Source organism: Pediococcus ethanolidurans (assembly GCF_001437405.1).
GTDB lineage: Bacteria > Bacillota > Bacilli > Lactobacillales > Lactobacillaceae > Pediococcus > Pediococcus ethanolidurans.
The window spans coordinates 20,486-35,781 of sequence record NZ_JQBY01000001.1; the positions used below are offsets into that span (position 1 = coordinate 20,486).

A 15,296-nucleotide genomic window follows, 5' to 3' on the forward strand; every position below is an offset into this window, starting at 1 on the left:
CTCTATTTTGCTTTAAATAAGTATACCATATTACACGTGTGAATTTAATGCTAAATAAAAACATCTTCTAAACAAGCTCGTTCCTGAACTTTGTTTACAGCCGCTTCTTTTGATTCTAACTTTACTCCGATTTCTAATTCAGGCTCACGTGCACATCGATTCAACATTGTTAAAGACGGCATTGAATCTAATTTCGCTAACTGAAATTGCTTCACATTAATGGTTTGAGTAATTTTTTTGTGAGAAATAACTCGATCAATTCTTTCAGTTTGCAATCTAGCAAGTGTAGCCATTATCACCATTTTTTCATCGGTAATACTAGTAATTGATTTTTTATATTCATTCCAGTTATCATAATCAGTTACTCTTTTTTGATTTATTCGCTAGTTAAACGGTCACCCAATCATAGCGTTTGAGAAACTTTTCTGATTTACCATTCGTATCTTCTGGTTGGTTCTCCTTAGCTACCCGCAATTTATAATGTAAATCTAAATTCAACAACAAAACACTGGATATTCCCATAACTGTTTCAATTCGCAAAGCAAGCGTTTCACTAATAAACTTCTTTCTCCGTAATATTTCGGAAATATGCTTTTGACTAACACCCAACCTGTCTGCTAAATCAGTTTGCGTAATTTTATAATAATCCATGGTTTCTCGAATTAGATCCGCAGCTGATGATGTATGATACTTTCTAATTTTATTTTCTCGATGCAACATTTAAATCAACCCCCACCATCAATATACCATATAGGTATATTAGTGTCTGCTCTTTCAATTCGATTAAACCTAACTCAATCAAAAAAAGCCTTACCACTTGAGATAAGACTTTAAAATTTAAAACAATTCTTCTATAACGCTCCCACTAATTCCAGCAACATCTCCGCAACTCGTGGTTGTTCCAATGTATTGAGATAGCTAACTTTTTGCGTTAAACTAGAATCTTTTCGTAAATTATTCCAGATTGCTTTTTTTAAATCGAAAGAGATTTTGGCATGCTGCAACTTTGTGTAAATCAAATTCAACACTAATTGCGAATCCACTTCAAACTTAAGCGACACAGTGATGTCTGCTTTTGAAGCATTCACTTGAACCTGATTTTCATCATTGTTAACCACATTGCCACTTGGTACAAAGACAATCTGACGCTGCGTTGGAATGATTGCTTCAGGATCATTCGTCTGTACTTTGATCGTATTAACACCATCAAACTCAAACGTTGTCTTAGCAACCGCCCCATTTTGATGTTCAACCAACGTATACTGATTAGCCTTACCAGGATAAACACGAACCGTTAATTTTTCAGGGAGTTGTTCAATATTCTCCATATAATTTTCGTTCAATGGCACAATACCACCAGCTTTGACAAATACCGGATAGCCATTTTCTGAACGAGAAGCATTGATAAAAGTACCACCGACATACTTTACGCCAGTGAAGAAATCGTACCAATCACCTTCAGGCAACCACACTTTAACCTGTGCTTCGGCGGTCACTTCATCACTAGGTTCAGTGATCGCTGCCACCATCAATTCACTTCCAAAGTAATATTGATTAGGCACAGTGTAAGCTTCTTTATCATCAGGATGTTTGTAATAAACTGGCTCAACCAACGGCACACCATTTTGATGCGTCAGATCATTAGCCGTGTCCAAATAAGGGACCAAAGAACTGCGTAAACGTAGAAACTGCGTCATTACCTGACGGGCATTTTCATCATAGTTCCAAGGTTCCTTACCCATAAACGGATTTTCTGAACTATGCAGACGATTAATCGGACTAAACACCCCAAATTGCATCCAGCGCAACGTTAATTCGCTATCATATGCCCCATTCATATGACCACCGATATCGTGACTCCACCAAGTATACCCAATGTTTGAAGCGGTGGATGTAAAGTATGGTTGAAATTGTAGTGATTTCCAGCTTGCCACAGTGTCACCCGAAAATCCTAATGGGTAACGATGACTTCCGGGACCCCCATAACGAGAAAGAGTTAAACCGTTGCCAGAATGCTGGTTAGCGTTATCTTGATACACATAATGATTAAGTAACCAAAGCGGATCCACCTGAGTGTCGCTTCGATTTTGGCCTTGTTGCCAATCGATCCACCAAAAATCAATGCCATCCTTTTCCAAAGGTCGATGAACATCTTCAAAGTAGGTTTTTCGATATAACGGATTTTGAAAATCAAACAAAGCTGGTTCTTCTTCATCCGCATTTAAGCCTAAGCGTTTGGCCACTTTAGGATAAGCATCTTCAAATGCCCGTACCCCAGCAGCAGGATGATCATTAATCGTTACATGTTTGCCTTGATCATGTAACCACTGAATCAATTTTTTGTGATCGGGAAACAACTTTTTGTTCCAAGTGTATCCCGTCCAGCCACTACCAAAACGTGCTGGCACATCATGAACGAGATGCCAGTCCATATCCATGACGGCTACTGAAATCGGAATTTCTTCCTTATTAAATCGTTCAAACAGTGCTTTGTATTCGGTCTGTGTATATGGCCAGTACCGACTCCACCAATTTCCTAAAGCATAGCGTGGAATTAATGGTGTGAACCCCGTTAATTGATAGTAGTCTTTTAAAGTTCCTTCAAAGTCATGACCATATGCAAAATAGTAATAATCTAATTCTGAGTTCTGTCTAACTTGAAATTTACCCTCAGATAGAATAAATGATTTAGAATCATTTAAATAAGAAAAGCCATCCTTAGCCATCAAACCGTCTTCCAAAGGAATCTCGCCATCTGCCTTATCAAGAGTTCGTGCTGTTCCTTTCAAATTTTTTTTAATTTTTTCTCCAAAGTACCAACGACTCATGTAAGTACCGTAATTATAGGCAGCATCAATATAGAGAGTGCCCGGCGTGAACTTTCCGCCATCATAATATAAATGAATAAATTTAGTAATAATTTCAATTTGATGATTTTTACGATTTTTAAAAACTTGAAATTCTGGTTTTTTGAAATCTCGATTTTGAACCACTTGTGTAGTTCGATCTTCAAATTGACCATTATCAGAATATTCTAATCTAATTAATCTCTCAGTTAGAACTGTAAAACGATAATTGGTTCCCTTAATGATACTTTCAGAATTCATTGCACTCCTCCTCGTAACAGTTAATATTCTTGTTTTGTTTTGATAAGATAAACTACAGCTGCATACGGCTGTAAAATAATGTTTCCATTATCATCCCATTCATAATGATCTCCATTACTAATCAAAACCTTATGCTTTAATTGTTTCAAATCTATTGGTACTTTATATTGAATAGTTTCATGTGCAAAGCTACAGATAACTAACAGAATTTCATCGGAATTAACCCGCTCGTAACTAAACACCTGTGAATTATTATCTATTAATCGATATTCTCCTGTGGTTACAATTGAATAATTGTGACGAAGCCATATAAGTTTTTGGTAGTAATAGAAAACTGAATTAGGATCTTTTTTTGCTTGGTCAACGTTGATATCTTTAAAATTCGAATTAACTTTTAACCAAGTTCTATTAAAACTACTAAAACCGGCATTTTTACTGTCACTCCATTGCATTGGCGTTCTAGCGTTATCACGCGATTTCATGTGAATGGTCTTCATAATATCTTCTTTTGATAAATGATAGTCATTTTGAAAACGCTTATAAACATCTAAAGTTTCTAAATCATTATAATCGGAAATCCTAGTATCATGCAGATTGGTCATTCCAATCTCTTCACCTTCAAAAATATACGGTGTTCCTTGCATCATATGTAAAAGAGTACCTAACATTTTTGCTGAAACAACACGATACTTTCCGTCGTCACCAAATCGAGATACAGCTCTTGCCTGGTCATGATTACTCCAATATAGACTATTCCAACCGTGATGTTTTGCCATCTCTGTTTGCCATCGGCTTAAAACAATTTTTAAATCTTTTAATTTAAATCGATTTTTGGAAAATTTACCATACTTACCATAATCAAGATGCATGTGATCAAAGTGAAACACCATGTCTAATTCATGGCGTCTTCTGTCAACATATTTTACTGCTTCCTCAATATTAGTATGAGGTGTTTCTCCTACAGTCACCACATCATAATGTCTCAAAACTTGACTATTCATTTCTTTTAAATAATCGTGAACTTTGGGACCATTTGCTGCTCCATAATAATAATCACCAAACTTTTTCTGCTGAACAACTGGTCCATCAGGGAAATCTGCTTTTTTTGAAATTAAGTTGATTACGTCCATTCGGAAACCATCAATTCCTTTGTTCAACCAAAAACGCATGATGTCAAACACTTCTTGCCTTACTTTTGAATTCTCCCAATTTAAGTCTGGCTGTTGTTTGGCAAATAAGTGTAAATAATATTGTCCAACAGTGTTGACGTATTCCCATGAAGATCCGCCAAAGCTAGATCCCCAGTTGTTTGGTTCATGATTATTCACAGGATCCTTCCATATATAATAATCATGATAAGGATTATTTTTAGATTTTTGACTTTCTTTGAACCAAGGATGCTGATCTGAAGTATGATTTACCACTAGATCCAGAATTATTTTCAAACCCAGTTCATGAGCTTTTTTTAACAATTGATCAAAATCGGTCATTGTACCTAAACTTGAATCAATAGTACGATAATTTGAAATATCATAACCATTATCAATATGAGGAGAATCATAAATTGGATTTAACCAAATAATATCTGCTCCTAGTTCTTTGATGTAATTCAGTTTCTCTGTAATTCCATTTAAGTCTCCAACGCCATCATCATTTGAATCATTAAAGCTTTTCGGATACACCTGATACACAACGCTTTTTTGCCACCATTTCAATGAATCACTCATCATCGTCATCGTCCTCAACACTTATGTCATTTACATACGCAAGTTGTTCTCTACCTTGTTTAATTAATTCGCGCATCTTTTCTGAAGTTAAATACTTGTCAGTTGGTTCCATCGTGACCGCCAAAATAACGGGTAAGTTCATACCAGTAACAAGCTGTGTGTGTGGTCTTGATCTATAAGGGAAAAATTTTTGATTAACGCTTCCTGCTAACATATCAGTAAAAATAACGACTTCATCCTCTGGTACAAATTGTGACATTAAATTTTCAACCTGTTTTTCAATTGGCTGATTATCTGTGTATGCAGTTAGAACAGTTAATTGCGTCTGTTTTCCTGCGATAAATTCGAGTGTTTTTTTCATACCTTCTGCTAGTTTTCCGTGTGAAGCAATCACTATATTTCTTTTCATAAGTAATATCCTCTTTCTCTTATAGATTAACCAATTATTATATCAAAAAATGAGACAAAGACTGGTTAGTTCAACAAATTAACCATTTCAACAATCGATCACTTTTTCTCTTTTACAAAAGTAATCTTTGTTAAACCTTTGTCCCACTCTTAGTTTACTTCAAAATATTGAAAAACGAACAAACCATTGCAAGCACAATCAAGAGTAAAATAATTCTGTTCATTGTCCATTTTTTATTTCCAATAAGCTTATATACAACCCATGTAAGTAACACGGGAAGCAATGCTGGCATAATTTTATCTAAAATGCCTGTTTGCAGACCCATTGTAACTGCACCAAACTTAAATGTAATTGGAGTTGTTACTTTTACAACACTGGCAACTAAAGCTCCAACTACTGTTAGCCCCATTATTGAAGCTGATTCAGTAAAAATAGAAATTCTTTCTCCTAAGGAAGTAATTAATTTAGTTCCAGAAAAATATCCTAAACTAGTCAACCAAACCTTGCCAAAGAAGAAGGCTACGTTGCATAAGAACCAAATAATTGCTCCAAGCGGATTCCCTTTAACAGCCATATATCCTGAAATGGATCCAATAATTGTTGGCCACAGTACCCAGATTAATGTGTCCCCAATTCCTGCTAACGGACCCATTAATGAAGTCTTTAAAGCCTGAACAGCATCAAGTGATTTGGTGCCTTCTTTTTCTTCCATAGCAGTTGTTGCACCCATCAAAATGTTTGCCATAGCAGTTGTGGTGTTAAAGTAGTTTAAATGATTAGCAATTGCCTGTTCATAATCATCATCATTTGGATAAATTTTACGAAGGGCAGGCGCAACTGCATATGTGTAACCAGGGCCTTCTTGCGTTTCATAATTAAAAGCATTAACACCCATAAAACACCAACGAACACCCATTTTACGTAAATCATGTTTTGTGATTACAGTTTTATTTTCATTTTCACTCATCATAGTCATCTCCCTGATCATTTGTTGCACCAGCAGCTTTTACCTCTTGCTTTTCATCGGCTTTCTTCATTTCTGAATTAAAGTAATAGTAAGCGCATGCAAAACCGATTAAAGCAAGACCTAAAATTGGTACTTTCAGATAAGCAGTAAGAACGAATCCAATGACAAGAAAAGTGAAAAACTTCTTTGTTGGCATATAATGCAACAACATAGCGACACCGACAACAGGTAATAGTCCACCTGCAATAGTCAATCCATTCGTAAACCATGCTGGTAACCATTTCAAAATTTCTTTAACAGCGGTAGGACCTAAGAACACCAAAATTGCGGTTGGAATTCCTGTTTCAAGACCAAAGAATCCAACTCCATACCAAGGTTGACGTAACATTGCCTTCCATTTGTGTTCGTGGTTTAAACGTTCCATTCTACGTTGGATAAACTGATTAATAATTTTGATTAATACATCAAGTTGAATAGCTAACATTCCAACAGGTAATCCAACTGCAATACCAGTTTTTACACCAGTACCTGTACGAATTGCTAAGAATGCTCCAATAATTGTAGCTAATCCATAGTTAGGCATTGATGAACCGCCTAAATTAGCAACACCTAATTGCATTAATTCAAAAGTACCGGCAATATACATGGCGGTTGTGATATCACCCATAATCAGTCCAGTAATGAATCCAACAATTACGGGGAAGTAGGAAACTATAACTAAACCATTTTGGTCAATACACATCCAAGCGGCTAACAGGATAATTAATAAATCTTGAAGTAACTGCATAAAACTCCACTCCTTTTATTTAAGATACTTAGTAATGTCTTCCTCAGGATCAGCGGGCACATATTGAACAGTAACCGGAATACCTTTTTCCTGAATTTTTTTAATATCTGCTTTTTCCTCATCATTTAATGCAATGAACTTAGTAACTGGTGTTCTACCATTTTCAGCAAACATAATTCCTAGATTAACTTTTGGAATCTCAATTCCTGCATCTATTAGTTCCAATAGTTTACTTGGTTCTTTTACAAGTACAAACACACGTTGAGCATCATAATTTCCATTTTTAAAATTTGTGATTGCCTTTTCTGTGTTAATAATTGACATTCCTGTTCCAGACGGTTTGGACATTCTCATACTTGCTTTTAAGTCTTCATTTTGACTTACAACGTCATCTACGACCATGAATCTTTTGGCCTTTAAAGATTGAGCCCATTGGTTAACAATCAAGCCATGAATTAAACGTTGATCAACTCTTGCTAATACTACTGGCATAATTTTCTCACTCCTTTAGATTTTTTGAGGTACGGTGATTTTCTTCGAATACGGAGTTTCCTGAATTGCAACAGATACCCCAGTTTTCTCAATTGCTCTTACATCTTCAATATCTGATTCATCCATGTAAACTACTCCGAAAATTTTTTCCTTCTTTGGTTGCTTAAACATATTCCAAAGTGTTACCGAATCAGCCTTTACCCCTCCTTCAACTATTTTTCTAACAACCGCTGGTGTCCGACAAACAACAAAAACAGAATCCTTCGACCTGTTATCAGCTAAGAGGCCTTGATGAACAACTGAAAGCTTTCTTATGACATCGGGTGCTTCTTCAACACTAACAAAATATCCTTTTAAATCAGCGGCTCTGATGGCCATTTTCATTAAAGTCTGATTTAATTTGTCTTGCGCTAATTGGTTATCTGGAACAATAATTGCACTAAACTGATAAGCCTGCTTCCAATTAACCGCAATTTGACCATGCACCAAACGATTATCTACTCTAAAAACTATCTTCTTTTGTTGTTCACTCATTTTTTTGTCCTCACCTTTATATAAGCAAAAAGCGTGCCAACTAGTGTAAGCCTTTTCTAAAAAGCTGCACCAATCCCACGCTTCCAGCTATTCTATGGTTGATAAATCAACCCGATTTTTTAAAATATCATATATAAATCCAATTTCTGAGACCGGAATCTTAACACTATAATAGTGTTGCATATCACTAAGTGCATCTTCCGTGATTTCCACAAAATGTCGATGTTGTTGAATAAATTGTCCGACATTTTGATAATCCATATTTGGTTCTTCTTGCACTACTCGCTCAAACATAAAACACAAATGCATATATAAATTTATCTTCAAATAAACATCCAGCTTAGTTCCTAAACTTCTTTCTAGTTTAGTTACACCATTTTCAACCTGTTGAACAGTAGCATTAGGGCTCAGAGCCGTCATATTACTAGCAATATTATCTACTGTGAATGCACGTACTATTCGCTGATTCATTTTCTTTAAACCATCAGTGGTGAAATTATTCGGAAAGGCACTCATGAACACTGAATCACCAATATCACGATTAATCAAACCTTCTACTGATAAATATGGGATTTCCTGAATGTTGGGATCATCTGTACCCACAATGATTCGAACCTGATACTCATTGAAAACCCGATCTTTTAATCCATTTTGTTTAAGTTCATAAAAATCCTTAGAGATTACTTTAATTTTTCCGTTCGTATTATCCTGAATCAATTTTTGAAGATATGTAGCTGCTCCAATTCCGGTAATGCAAGTTGTTAATATAACATTTTGTCGTTTTGGAGGTTCTACCATTGTCAGTTGTGGTGCAGCCAATTCAACGCTCTTTCTCAATGCAGCTTTATTAATATTATTTTGAACAATCTTATTTCCAATATCAAGTGTAATCTCTGTTGAAACTCCTGAAATTATGGCAATTGTTCCCTGATAGATTTTTTTTAGTCGTTGATCTAAATCTTTCAATGAGCCCATATCTACCAATATAATTAACGGCTTTTCAATATCAATTGTCTTGAAATAGGTCTTAATTTCTCGCACAATATCATCCACACTAGCGTCTAGAGGCATATCGAAACTCTCGTACACATAACTCCCTAGCAAACGGTTCACTGTCGATGCTAAACTCTCAGCCGTAGAATATCCATGTGTAATAATAATGGCATTATTTTCACGATCTATCATTTTTTGATTTTGAGAATAAATGAACGAGAATACTAGAATTTGATATAAAGCCACATTATGCACTTCAAACTGATTTTGAATTACACTAACAATTCGATCAGCCAGTTGTGCTTCATCTGGAAACTTTTTTTTGATAATCAAAACTGATTCATTAAGCTTAGAAATCTCTTGGTCATCTTCATAATCATTAATATAAATAACCAATTTGGTTAATAAATTAGCGCTGCTATTAAACTGACTAATACCAATGTTCAGATATAAATTAGATAAAATGCTTTTCAGTGTTTGTTCAACATATTCAGAAAAAGCATTTGATTTGGTTTTTCTCAACTCAAAAGAAAGATAATCAATAATATCATTTTCAATTTTTCCGATTTCACTATAAAATTGCTTATCAGACAATGATTCCATATTTATTTTTAATACTAATTGTATCAATTCGTTTGTGAATTTATATAAATGATCACGTTCAATTGTATTACGGCTCTTAATATGTTCAGACTCAAAATGGATTTGTATTTCGTAGTTTTTGTCAGGTGAAACATTTTTAATGTCCGATTCCCTTAAGAAATCTCGTGGTAAGCTATCCAATTTAATACGAATCGTTTTTTCTTTAGAATTGGTCTTTAAAAGTGCCTCTGCACAAGTTAACTTAACAATACTGGCTAATTTACCAACATTTCCCTTATCAATATTTTGAATCAGTGTTTGTACAACTTCTGAAGAAATCTTAAAATCGCGTAAAATTGTTTGTGACTCTTTAAAGAAAAGCATTGTAATTAAATCAATACGTTCTTTTCTTGTTCTTTCCTGAAAGTCTGGGATTTGAATTACTAATGGAATTCGTCTTAAAAAAGTTTGTAGAAAATCTGCATTTTGCTTTTCAGTTGTTGCAAAAATTAATCGTGCATTTGATCTTTGGATAGTATTTGTTTCACCAACACGACGATACGTTCCCTTATCCATGTATTGAAAAAGTTTTTCTTGATTTTCTGGATTAAGTCTATGAACTTCATCTAAAAAAAGATAACCGTTAGCTGCAGCTTTCAATAAACCATCTTTGTCCTGCTCTGCACCAGTAAACGCACCTTTAACATTACCAAACAAGATACTCGATAGTAGTTCTGGATTATCGGCATATTCAGCACAATTCAAAACCACCCATTTACCAGTAACCAATCCTTCTTGTTGAGCAAATTTATAAGCCAGATTTGCAATAAAACTTTTCCCTACTCCCGATTCTCCAACCAATAAAGTTGATAATCCACGCGGTGGATAAATCACGGCAGACTTAATTTGATCCACTACATCTTTTAGGCTACCATCACTTCCAACCAATTCTTCAAATGGATCGATTTCATCCCGTATAAGTTCTTTATTCTCAACGTATTGAGCCATCTGCGGAATATTATTCTTATTTTTCCGATAGAAAGATGCATCTAAAAAATATACTGGTCGTGTATTTATTTTAACTGCTTCGCCATTTCGAACTAATTCATTTAAATAAAGACTAACCGTACTACGTTGAATCTTAATTTCTTTAGCAATTGCATTAGCAGAAACACCTAATTGATTCGTTCCAATAACTTGCTTACTCAATACAGATAAGCTTTCAATAACCTTTTCGCGATTTGTTTTTGGCCTCCTATTTGCCATGAACTCCCCTCCATTTTTTGAAACCGGTTTATATGCATACCATATTATCATAAAAAACATCACAAAATTACAGAGATTCAAAAACAAGTGGTAGATTAGTTAAATGAAACCAATCAATCACTTGTTTTTAAATATTCATATAAATTTATTCTACTTACCATGGGCTAGCAATAATGCACCTGTTATTCCAGCATCATCACCCAATTGGGCATGCACTAAATATTCGTCTAATGGTGGTGTATTTACATATTGGTTAAGTTGCTTTGCAAATGATTTACGAATTAAAGGAAACAATTGCTGTTGATTTGAAACTCCACCACCAAAAATCACAATTTCCGGAGCATATAATAACGTATACGTCATTGCAGCCTGCGCCAAATAAAAAGCTTCTAGTCTCCATATTGGATCATCTTTATTTAGATCAAAAGCCTTTTTACAAGCACGTGCTTCAAGTGCAGGACCAGCTGCCATTCCTTCCAAGCAATTTTTATGATAAGGACAATCACCAGTAAAATTATCTCCTTTCATAGGAGCAACTTTAATATGTCCCATTTCTGGATGATTCCAATTTTGATATACATCATCTTTGTATATTAGTCCACCACCAATTCCAGTACCAACGGTTAGATAAACAGCGCTACTCTTATTTATCGCCGCTCCTTTGCGATACTCGCCATAACTTGCAATATTAACATCTGTTGTCCAAACGATTGGTACGTGAATAAACTTCTTTAATTCTCCAAGAAAATTAAAATGCTGCCAACCAGCTTTGGGAGTTTCTTTAACATAACCGTAATCTGGATTTTTCTTATTTATTCCAATTGGTCCAAATGCACCTACAGCTAATTTTTCTAGTTGATATTTTTCAAAAAATTGTTTGATGTTTTTTATAGTTTCTTGTGGAGAATTTGTTGGAAATTTAATGCGTGCTATAATTTTTTGATTTTCATCTGAAACAGCACACACAAACTTTGTTCCTCCTGCCTCAATACCACCATAATACATAGTCATACTTCTCCTCAATTCAAAAAAATTCAAAGTGTTCAAATCCATTTTTATAACTTAGGGTAATTTCCATTTTTCATTACTGAATTTAATACTAAGGCAATACCATTTTTGTCATTCGTATCTGTCACAAATTCGGCAGCCTTTTGTACTTTTTTAATGCCATTTTTCATTGCAACTCCATGACCAACGTTCGCAATCATCTCTAAATCATTTTCATAATCTCCAAATGCCATTACATTTTTTAGATTCCAATTATTAACACTACTTATTTCTTTGATTGCCATAAATTTTGAAGCTTTTTTAGCAGTTGCTTCCAAAAACTCACGATCTGAATGAAAAACATTGATTGCAATTTGGCTAAGTTCGCTATCCATTTTTTTTAATAAACTTGAATCACTTATGTGCATTCCAACTTTTAGAATTTGAATTTTTCTATCTGAAAGCAGTTGTCGCATTTGATCGAAAGTATGAACTCGAATATCAGTCAACGTTTCATTATATTTATCAATTTTTCTCATATCATAAATGGGATCAAAGTTAATCCATTTATCTAACGTAGAAAAATTAACTGAAATTGCATTTTTTTCGGCTAATGAAACAATTTTCAAAACCGATTCAGAATCAATTAAAGTTTCATTAATCACTTTGCCTTCAGGTGATACGATTAGCGCTCCATTAAAACATATTTTGTACGTTGGAACACGTAAATCTCTTACTGTAAATTGTTTTAAAGAGTCTTCTGGTCGTCCTGATGCAAGAGCAATTTTTACATTTCTTTTTGCCAGTTCTTGGATGGCTTTAATATTCCGAAAAGAGATTTTGCCATTTGAAGCTAACAATGTGCCATCCAAATCAGTACACATTAACGTAATGTTCACTACAAGACACCTCTAAGTTTATTCATCATCCTCATCCAAATCTGGTTTATAATCGTTCATAAACTGAATCTGAGTACGCGCATCGGAGATCATTTTTTGAAATTGTTTATCACTTATTTCCTGGTTTTGAGGATACAAACTGACTGCCATGAGTAACGGTAAATTCATTCCCGTAATAAGTTTAATTCCATTGCTTTTAATATAGGGAAATATCGCCTGATTAACACTCCCTGACAGAATATCGGTAAAGACAATAATTTCATCCTTTTCTTCAAAACTATTTAATAAAAGTTTGATTTCATCGTCAATAGGCTTATTATTTTGATAGGCACATAAAACATGAATAGTGTCAGATGACACTCCCAGAAATTTTAAAGTATCCTTCATGCCACTTGCGAGTTTATCATGAGATGCTATTACTATTTGTCGCATTTATTATAAATCTCCTTTATTTTGGCACGGTTAAAATACCAAAGTACGAACAAACCAATGCAAAAACAATTACTAAGAAAATACATTTTGTTGGTGTCCATTTTTTACTATCTAACAGTTTATAAATAATATATGTCGCAAGAACTGGTAATAACGATGGCATAATTTTATCTAACATATCTGTTTGTACATTGGTGGATACTTTTCCTGTTTTCATAACAAGTCCCGTTTGAATTTTGATAACCGTTGGCACTAAGGAACCAACAACTGTGACTCCCAATACTGAGGCCGCATTTGTCAAACGACTTAATTGATCTCCAAACTTTTCAACAATTGCTACCCCTGAATTATATCCACCCCAGAATAAGGGACGTTTAACAGCAAAAAGCATTATCATTGCCCAAACAAAACCAATCAATGGAGGAGCAATTAGGTTACCCGACAAAGCTAGAGAGCCTGTAATTGAACCAATTATAGTGTTCATCATTACATTAAATACGGAATCGCCAATTCCTGCAAAAGGACCCATCAATGAAGTCTTCAAGGATTGAACCGGTTCTAGTGCCTTAATACCATCTTTTTCTTCCATGGCTAAAGACGCACCTACTAAAGATTCAGCCATTATGGGAGTCGTATTAAAATATTTATATTGGTTTTTCAAAGAGGCCTTATAATCATCATCATCTTTGTAAATTTTACGGAGCGCAGGACTTAACGCATATACTAAAGAAGGCGCTTCCATTGATGCGTAATTAAAAAGACTGTTTGTAATAACTGTATAACGCCAAAATACTGTTTCTTTGTCTCGTTTAGTAAGTTTTACAGTTTGATTTTCACTCATCATAGTCATCTCCCTGATCTTTGTTTTCGGTACCATTAGCGGTAACTTTCTTATTACTATCTAAAAATACTTTAAAGGCAAACGCTGCTCCAAGTAAGGAAACCGCCAGAACTGGAAGTTCCAAGTATGAAGCTGCCAAAAAGCCAATAATAAGGTAGTTCATATATCTGTTTAACGGCATATAATGCATCAAAATTCCAATTCCGACAACTGGTAACATAGCCCCAGCAATAGATAAACCATTCATAAACCATTGTGGAAATACCGCCAAAATTGATTTAACAACTGCAGTTCCAAGAAACGCAACAATTCCAACTGGAACCGCAATTTCCAACCCATATAAAACGGGACCCAAATACAAGAAACGGTTCATTTGTTTAAACTTTTTATTATCTGCTAGATGTTCTGCATGTGAAGCCACAAAGTTCATCAAAGTCTTAACAAGAATATCTAATTGGATAGCCAACAAACCAACTGGAATCCCAATGGCAATAGCAGTGTTCAAACCAGATCCTGATCTAATTGCAATATACGAACCAATCATTCCCGCTAATCCATAATTTGGAACTGATGCGCCACCAATTGAAACGGCACCTAGACCCATTAAAGTAAATGTTCCACTAATCGTGATAGCTTCAGTCCAATTTCCTGTAATAGCACCCACAACCAACGGAGTCAAAACATTAATAACTTGAAAACCTACCGTGTCAATTCCCCAAATAAAAGCAAAAACGGTGATTAAAATATTCTGTAACATTATTGGCATTGTATTCATCCCCTATTTTATTAATTGATAATACTTTTCAATCGGTTCTTCTGTATCTCTTGGAACGTACTGTAGAACAACTGGTACATCACGTTTTTGAATTTCTTTTAATTTAAGTTCATCTTCTTTGCCAAGCGCAACATAGCTCGATACTTTTGTCCGTCCGTCTGCCATAAAGATAATTCCAACATCAACTTTAGGAATTTCTACACCAGCATCAATTAATTTAATAATTGTTTTCGGATCCTTAACAATCAAAAAAACACGTTGATCATCGTATTGACCTTTCTTAAAGTGATCAATAGCTGTTTCAGTATTAATAATAGACATACCAGTACCAGCCGGCTTTGCCATGCGCATTGTTTCTTTTCTCGTATCATCTTGACTAATATCATCATCAACAATCATAAATCGCTTAGGATTTAACTCCGCAAACCAATCCGTAACCACTACACCATGAACTAATCTTTCGTCAACTCTTGCTAATACAACAGGCATATTCATTCT

16 protein-coding genes are annotated in these 15,296 nt (G+C 34.7%); all 16 read right to left on the bottom strand.

Annotated features, from left to right (window positions below; genetic code table 11):
• Positions 1 to 50 precede the first annotated feature (50 nt).
• Positions 51 to 293 (bottom strand): hypothetical protein, encoded by a 243-nt coding sequence (locus IV87_RS00110; RefSeq protein WP_057804874.1) that lies wholly within the window; start codon positions 291 to 293, stop codon positions 51 to 53.
• 94 nt (positions 294 to 387) lie between these two features.
• A complete protein-coding gene (locus tag IV87_RS00115; protein ID WP_057804875.1) occupies positions 388 to 720 on the bottom strand; it encodes a HigA family addiction module antitoxin in 333 nt (110 codons plus the stop codon).
• 131 nt (positions 721 to 851) lie between these two features.
• Positions 852 to 3,107: a glycoside hydrolase family 31 protein gene (locus tag IV87_RS00120; protein ID WP_057804876.1), complete on the bottom strand. Its 2,256-nt coding sequence runs from the start codon at positions 3,105 to 3,107 to the stop codon at positions 852 to 854.
• Positions 3,108 to 3,127: 20 nt separating this feature from the next.
• Positions 3,128 to 4,834 carry an alpha-glucosidase gene (locus IV87_RS00125; RefSeq protein ID WP_057805006.1) on the bottom strand — a complete coding sequence of 569 codons (1,707 nt, stop codon included), beginning with the start codon at positions 4,832 to 4,834 and terminating at the stop codon, positions 3,128 to 3,130.
• Positions 4,827 to 5,243 carry a PTS sugar transporter subunit IIA gene (locus IV87_RS00130; protein WP_057804877.1) on the bottom strand — a complete coding sequence of 139 codons (417 nt, stop codon included), beginning with the start codon at positions 5,241 to 5,243 and terminating at the stop codon, positions 4,827 to 4,829. Before IV87_RS00130 ends, IV87_RS00125 begins: the two co-directional genes overlap by 8 nt.
• A 154-nt stretch (positions 5,244 to 5,397) precedes the next feature.
• Positions 5,398 to 6,210 (bottom strand): PTS system mannose/fructose/sorbose family transporter subunit IID, encoded by an 813-nt coding sequence (locus tag IV87_RS00135; RefSeq protein ID WP_082623471.1) that lies wholly within the window; start codon positions 6,208 to 6,210, stop codon positions 5,398 to 5,400.
• Positions 6,203 to 6,997, bottom strand: a complete 795-nt coding sequence (locus IV87_RS00140; RefSeq protein ID WP_057804878.1) for a PTS mannose/fructose/sorbose/N-acetylgalactosamine transporter subunit IIC — start codon at positions 6,995 to 6,997, stop codon at positions 6,203 to 6,205. Before IV87_RS00140 ends, IV87_RS00135 begins: the two co-directional genes overlap by 8 nt.
• Positions 6,998 to 7,012: 15 nt before the next feature.
• Positions 7,013 to 7,489: a PTS sugar transporter subunit IIB gene (locus IV87_RS00145; RefSeq protein ID WP_057804879.1), complete on the bottom strand. Its 477-nt coding sequence runs from the start codon at positions 7,487 to 7,489 to the stop codon at positions 7,013 to 7,015.
• Positions 7,490 to 7,504: 15 nt separating this feature from the next.
• Positions 7,505 to 8,023 (bottom strand): PTS sugar transporter subunit IIB, encoded by a 519-nt coding sequence (locus tag IV87_RS00150; RefSeq protein WP_057804880.1) that lies wholly within the window; start codon positions 8,021 to 8,023, stop codon positions 7,505 to 7,507.
• Between the two features lie 87 nt (positions 8,024 to 8,110).
• Positions 8,111 to 10,864, bottom strand: coding sequence for a sigma 54-interacting transcriptional regulator (locus IV87_RS00155; protein ID WP_057804881.1), 2,754 nt, complete (start codon positions 10,862 to 10,864; stop codon positions 8,111 to 8,113).
• Between the two features lie 150 nt (positions 10,865 to 11,014).
• On the bottom strand, positions 11,015 to 11,875 hold the full coding sequence (locus IV87_RS00160) for an ROK family protein (RefSeq protein WP_057804882.1): 861 nt from the start codon (positions 11,873 to 11,875) through the stop codon (positions 11,015 to 11,017).
• Between the two features lie 44 nt (positions 11,876 to 11,919).
• Positions 11,920 to 12,750: a Cof-type HAD-IIB family hydrolase gene (locus IV87_RS00165; protein ID WP_057804883.1), complete on the bottom strand. Its 831-nt coding sequence runs from the start codon at positions 12,748 to 12,750 to the stop codon at positions 11,920 to 11,922.
• Positions 12,751 to 12,768: 18 nt separating this feature from the next.
• Positions 12,769 to 13,182 (bottom strand): PTS sugar transporter subunit IIA, encoded by a 414-nt coding sequence (locus IV87_RS00170; protein ID WP_057804884.1) that lies wholly within the window; start codon positions 13,180 to 13,182, stop codon positions 12,769 to 12,771.
• 16 nt (positions 13,183 to 13,198) lie between these two features.
• Positions 13,199 to 14,023 (bottom strand): PTS system mannose/fructose/sorbose family transporter subunit IID, encoded by an 825-nt coding sequence (locus tag IV87_RS00175; protein WP_057804885.1) that lies wholly within the window; start codon positions 14,021 to 14,023, stop codon positions 13,199 to 13,201.
• On the bottom strand, positions 14,016 to 14,789 hold the full coding sequence (locus IV87_RS00180) for a PTS mannose/fructose/sorbose/N-acetylgalactosamine transporter subunit IIC (protein WP_057804886.1): 774 nt from the start codon (positions 14,787 to 14,789) through the stop codon (positions 14,016 to 14,018). Before IV87_RS00180 ends, IV87_RS00175 begins: the two co-directional genes overlap by 8 nt.
• A gap of 12 nt (positions 14,790 to 14,801) precedes the next feature.
• Positions 14,802 to 15,287: a PTS sugar transporter subunit IIB gene (locus tag IV87_RS00185; RefSeq protein WP_057804887.1), complete on the bottom strand. Its 486-nt coding sequence runs from the start codon at positions 15,285 to 15,287 to the stop codon at positions 14,802 to 14,804.
• Positions 15,288 to 15,296: the final 9 nt, after the last annotated feature.

Excerpts from the sequence above, each read along its gene's own strand:
- IV87_RS00170 (WP_057804884.1), bottom strand. The coding sequence starts at position 13,182 with ATGCGACAAATAGTAATAGCATCTCATGATAAACTCGCAAGTGGCATG.
- IV87_RS00175 (WP_057804885.1), bottom strand. The coding sequence starts at position 14,023 with ATGAGTGAAAATCAAACTGTAAAACTTACTAAACGAGACAAAGAAACA.
- IV87_RS00120 (WP_057804876.1), bottom strand. The coding sequence starts at position 3,107 with ATGAATTCTGAAAGTATCATTAAGGGAACCAATTATCGTTTTACAGTT.
- IV87_RS00180 (WP_057804886.1), bottom strand. The coding sequence starts at position 14,789 with ATGCCAATAATGTTACAGAATATTTTAATCACCGTTTTTGCTTTTATT.
- IV87_RS00140 (WP_057804878.1), bottom strand. The coding sequence starts at position 6,997 with ATGCAGTTACTTCAAGATTTATTAATTATCCTGTTAGCCGCTTGGATG.
- IV87_RS00130 (WP_057804877.1), bottom strand. The coding sequence starts at position 5,243 with ATGAAAAGAAATATAGTGATTGCTTCACACGGAAAACTAGCAGAAGGT.
- IV87_RS00155 (WP_057804881.1), bottom strand. The coding sequence starts at position 10,864 with ATGGCAAATAGGAGGCCAAAAACAAATCGCGAAAAGGTTATTGAAAGC.
- IV87_RS00160 (WP_057804882.1), bottom strand. The coding sequence starts at position 11,875 with ATGACTATGTATTATGGTGGTATTGAGGCAGGAGGAACAAAGTTTGTG.
- IV87_RS00135 (WP_082623471.1), bottom strand. The coding sequence starts at position 6,210 with ATGAGTGAAAATGAAAATAAAACTGTAATCACAAAACATGATTTACGT.
- IV87_RS00115 (WP_057804875.1), bottom strand. The coding sequence starts at position 720 with ATGTTGCATCGAGAAAATAAAATTAGAAAGTATCATACATCATCAGCT.
- IV87_RS00110 (WP_057804874.1), bottom strand. The coding sequence starts at position 293 with ATGGCTACACTTGCTAGATTGCAAACTGAAAGAATTGATCGAGTTATT.
- IV87_RS00145 (WP_057804879.1), bottom strand. The coding sequence starts at position 7,489 with ATGCCAGTAGTATTAGCAAGAGTTGATCAACGTTTAATTCATGGCTTG.
- IV87_RS00185 (WP_057804887.1), bottom strand. The coding sequence starts at position 15,287 with ATGCCTGTTGTATTAGCAAGAGTTGACGAAAGATTAGTTCATGGTGTA.
- IV87_RS00125 (WP_057805006.1), bottom strand. The coding sequence starts at position 4,834 with ATGAGTGATTCATTGAAATGGTGGCAAAAAAGCGTTGTGTATCAGGTG.
- IV87_RS00150 (WP_057804880.1), bottom strand. The coding sequence starts at position 8,023 with ATGAGTGAACAACAAAAGAAGATAGTTTTTAGAGTAGATAATCGTTTG.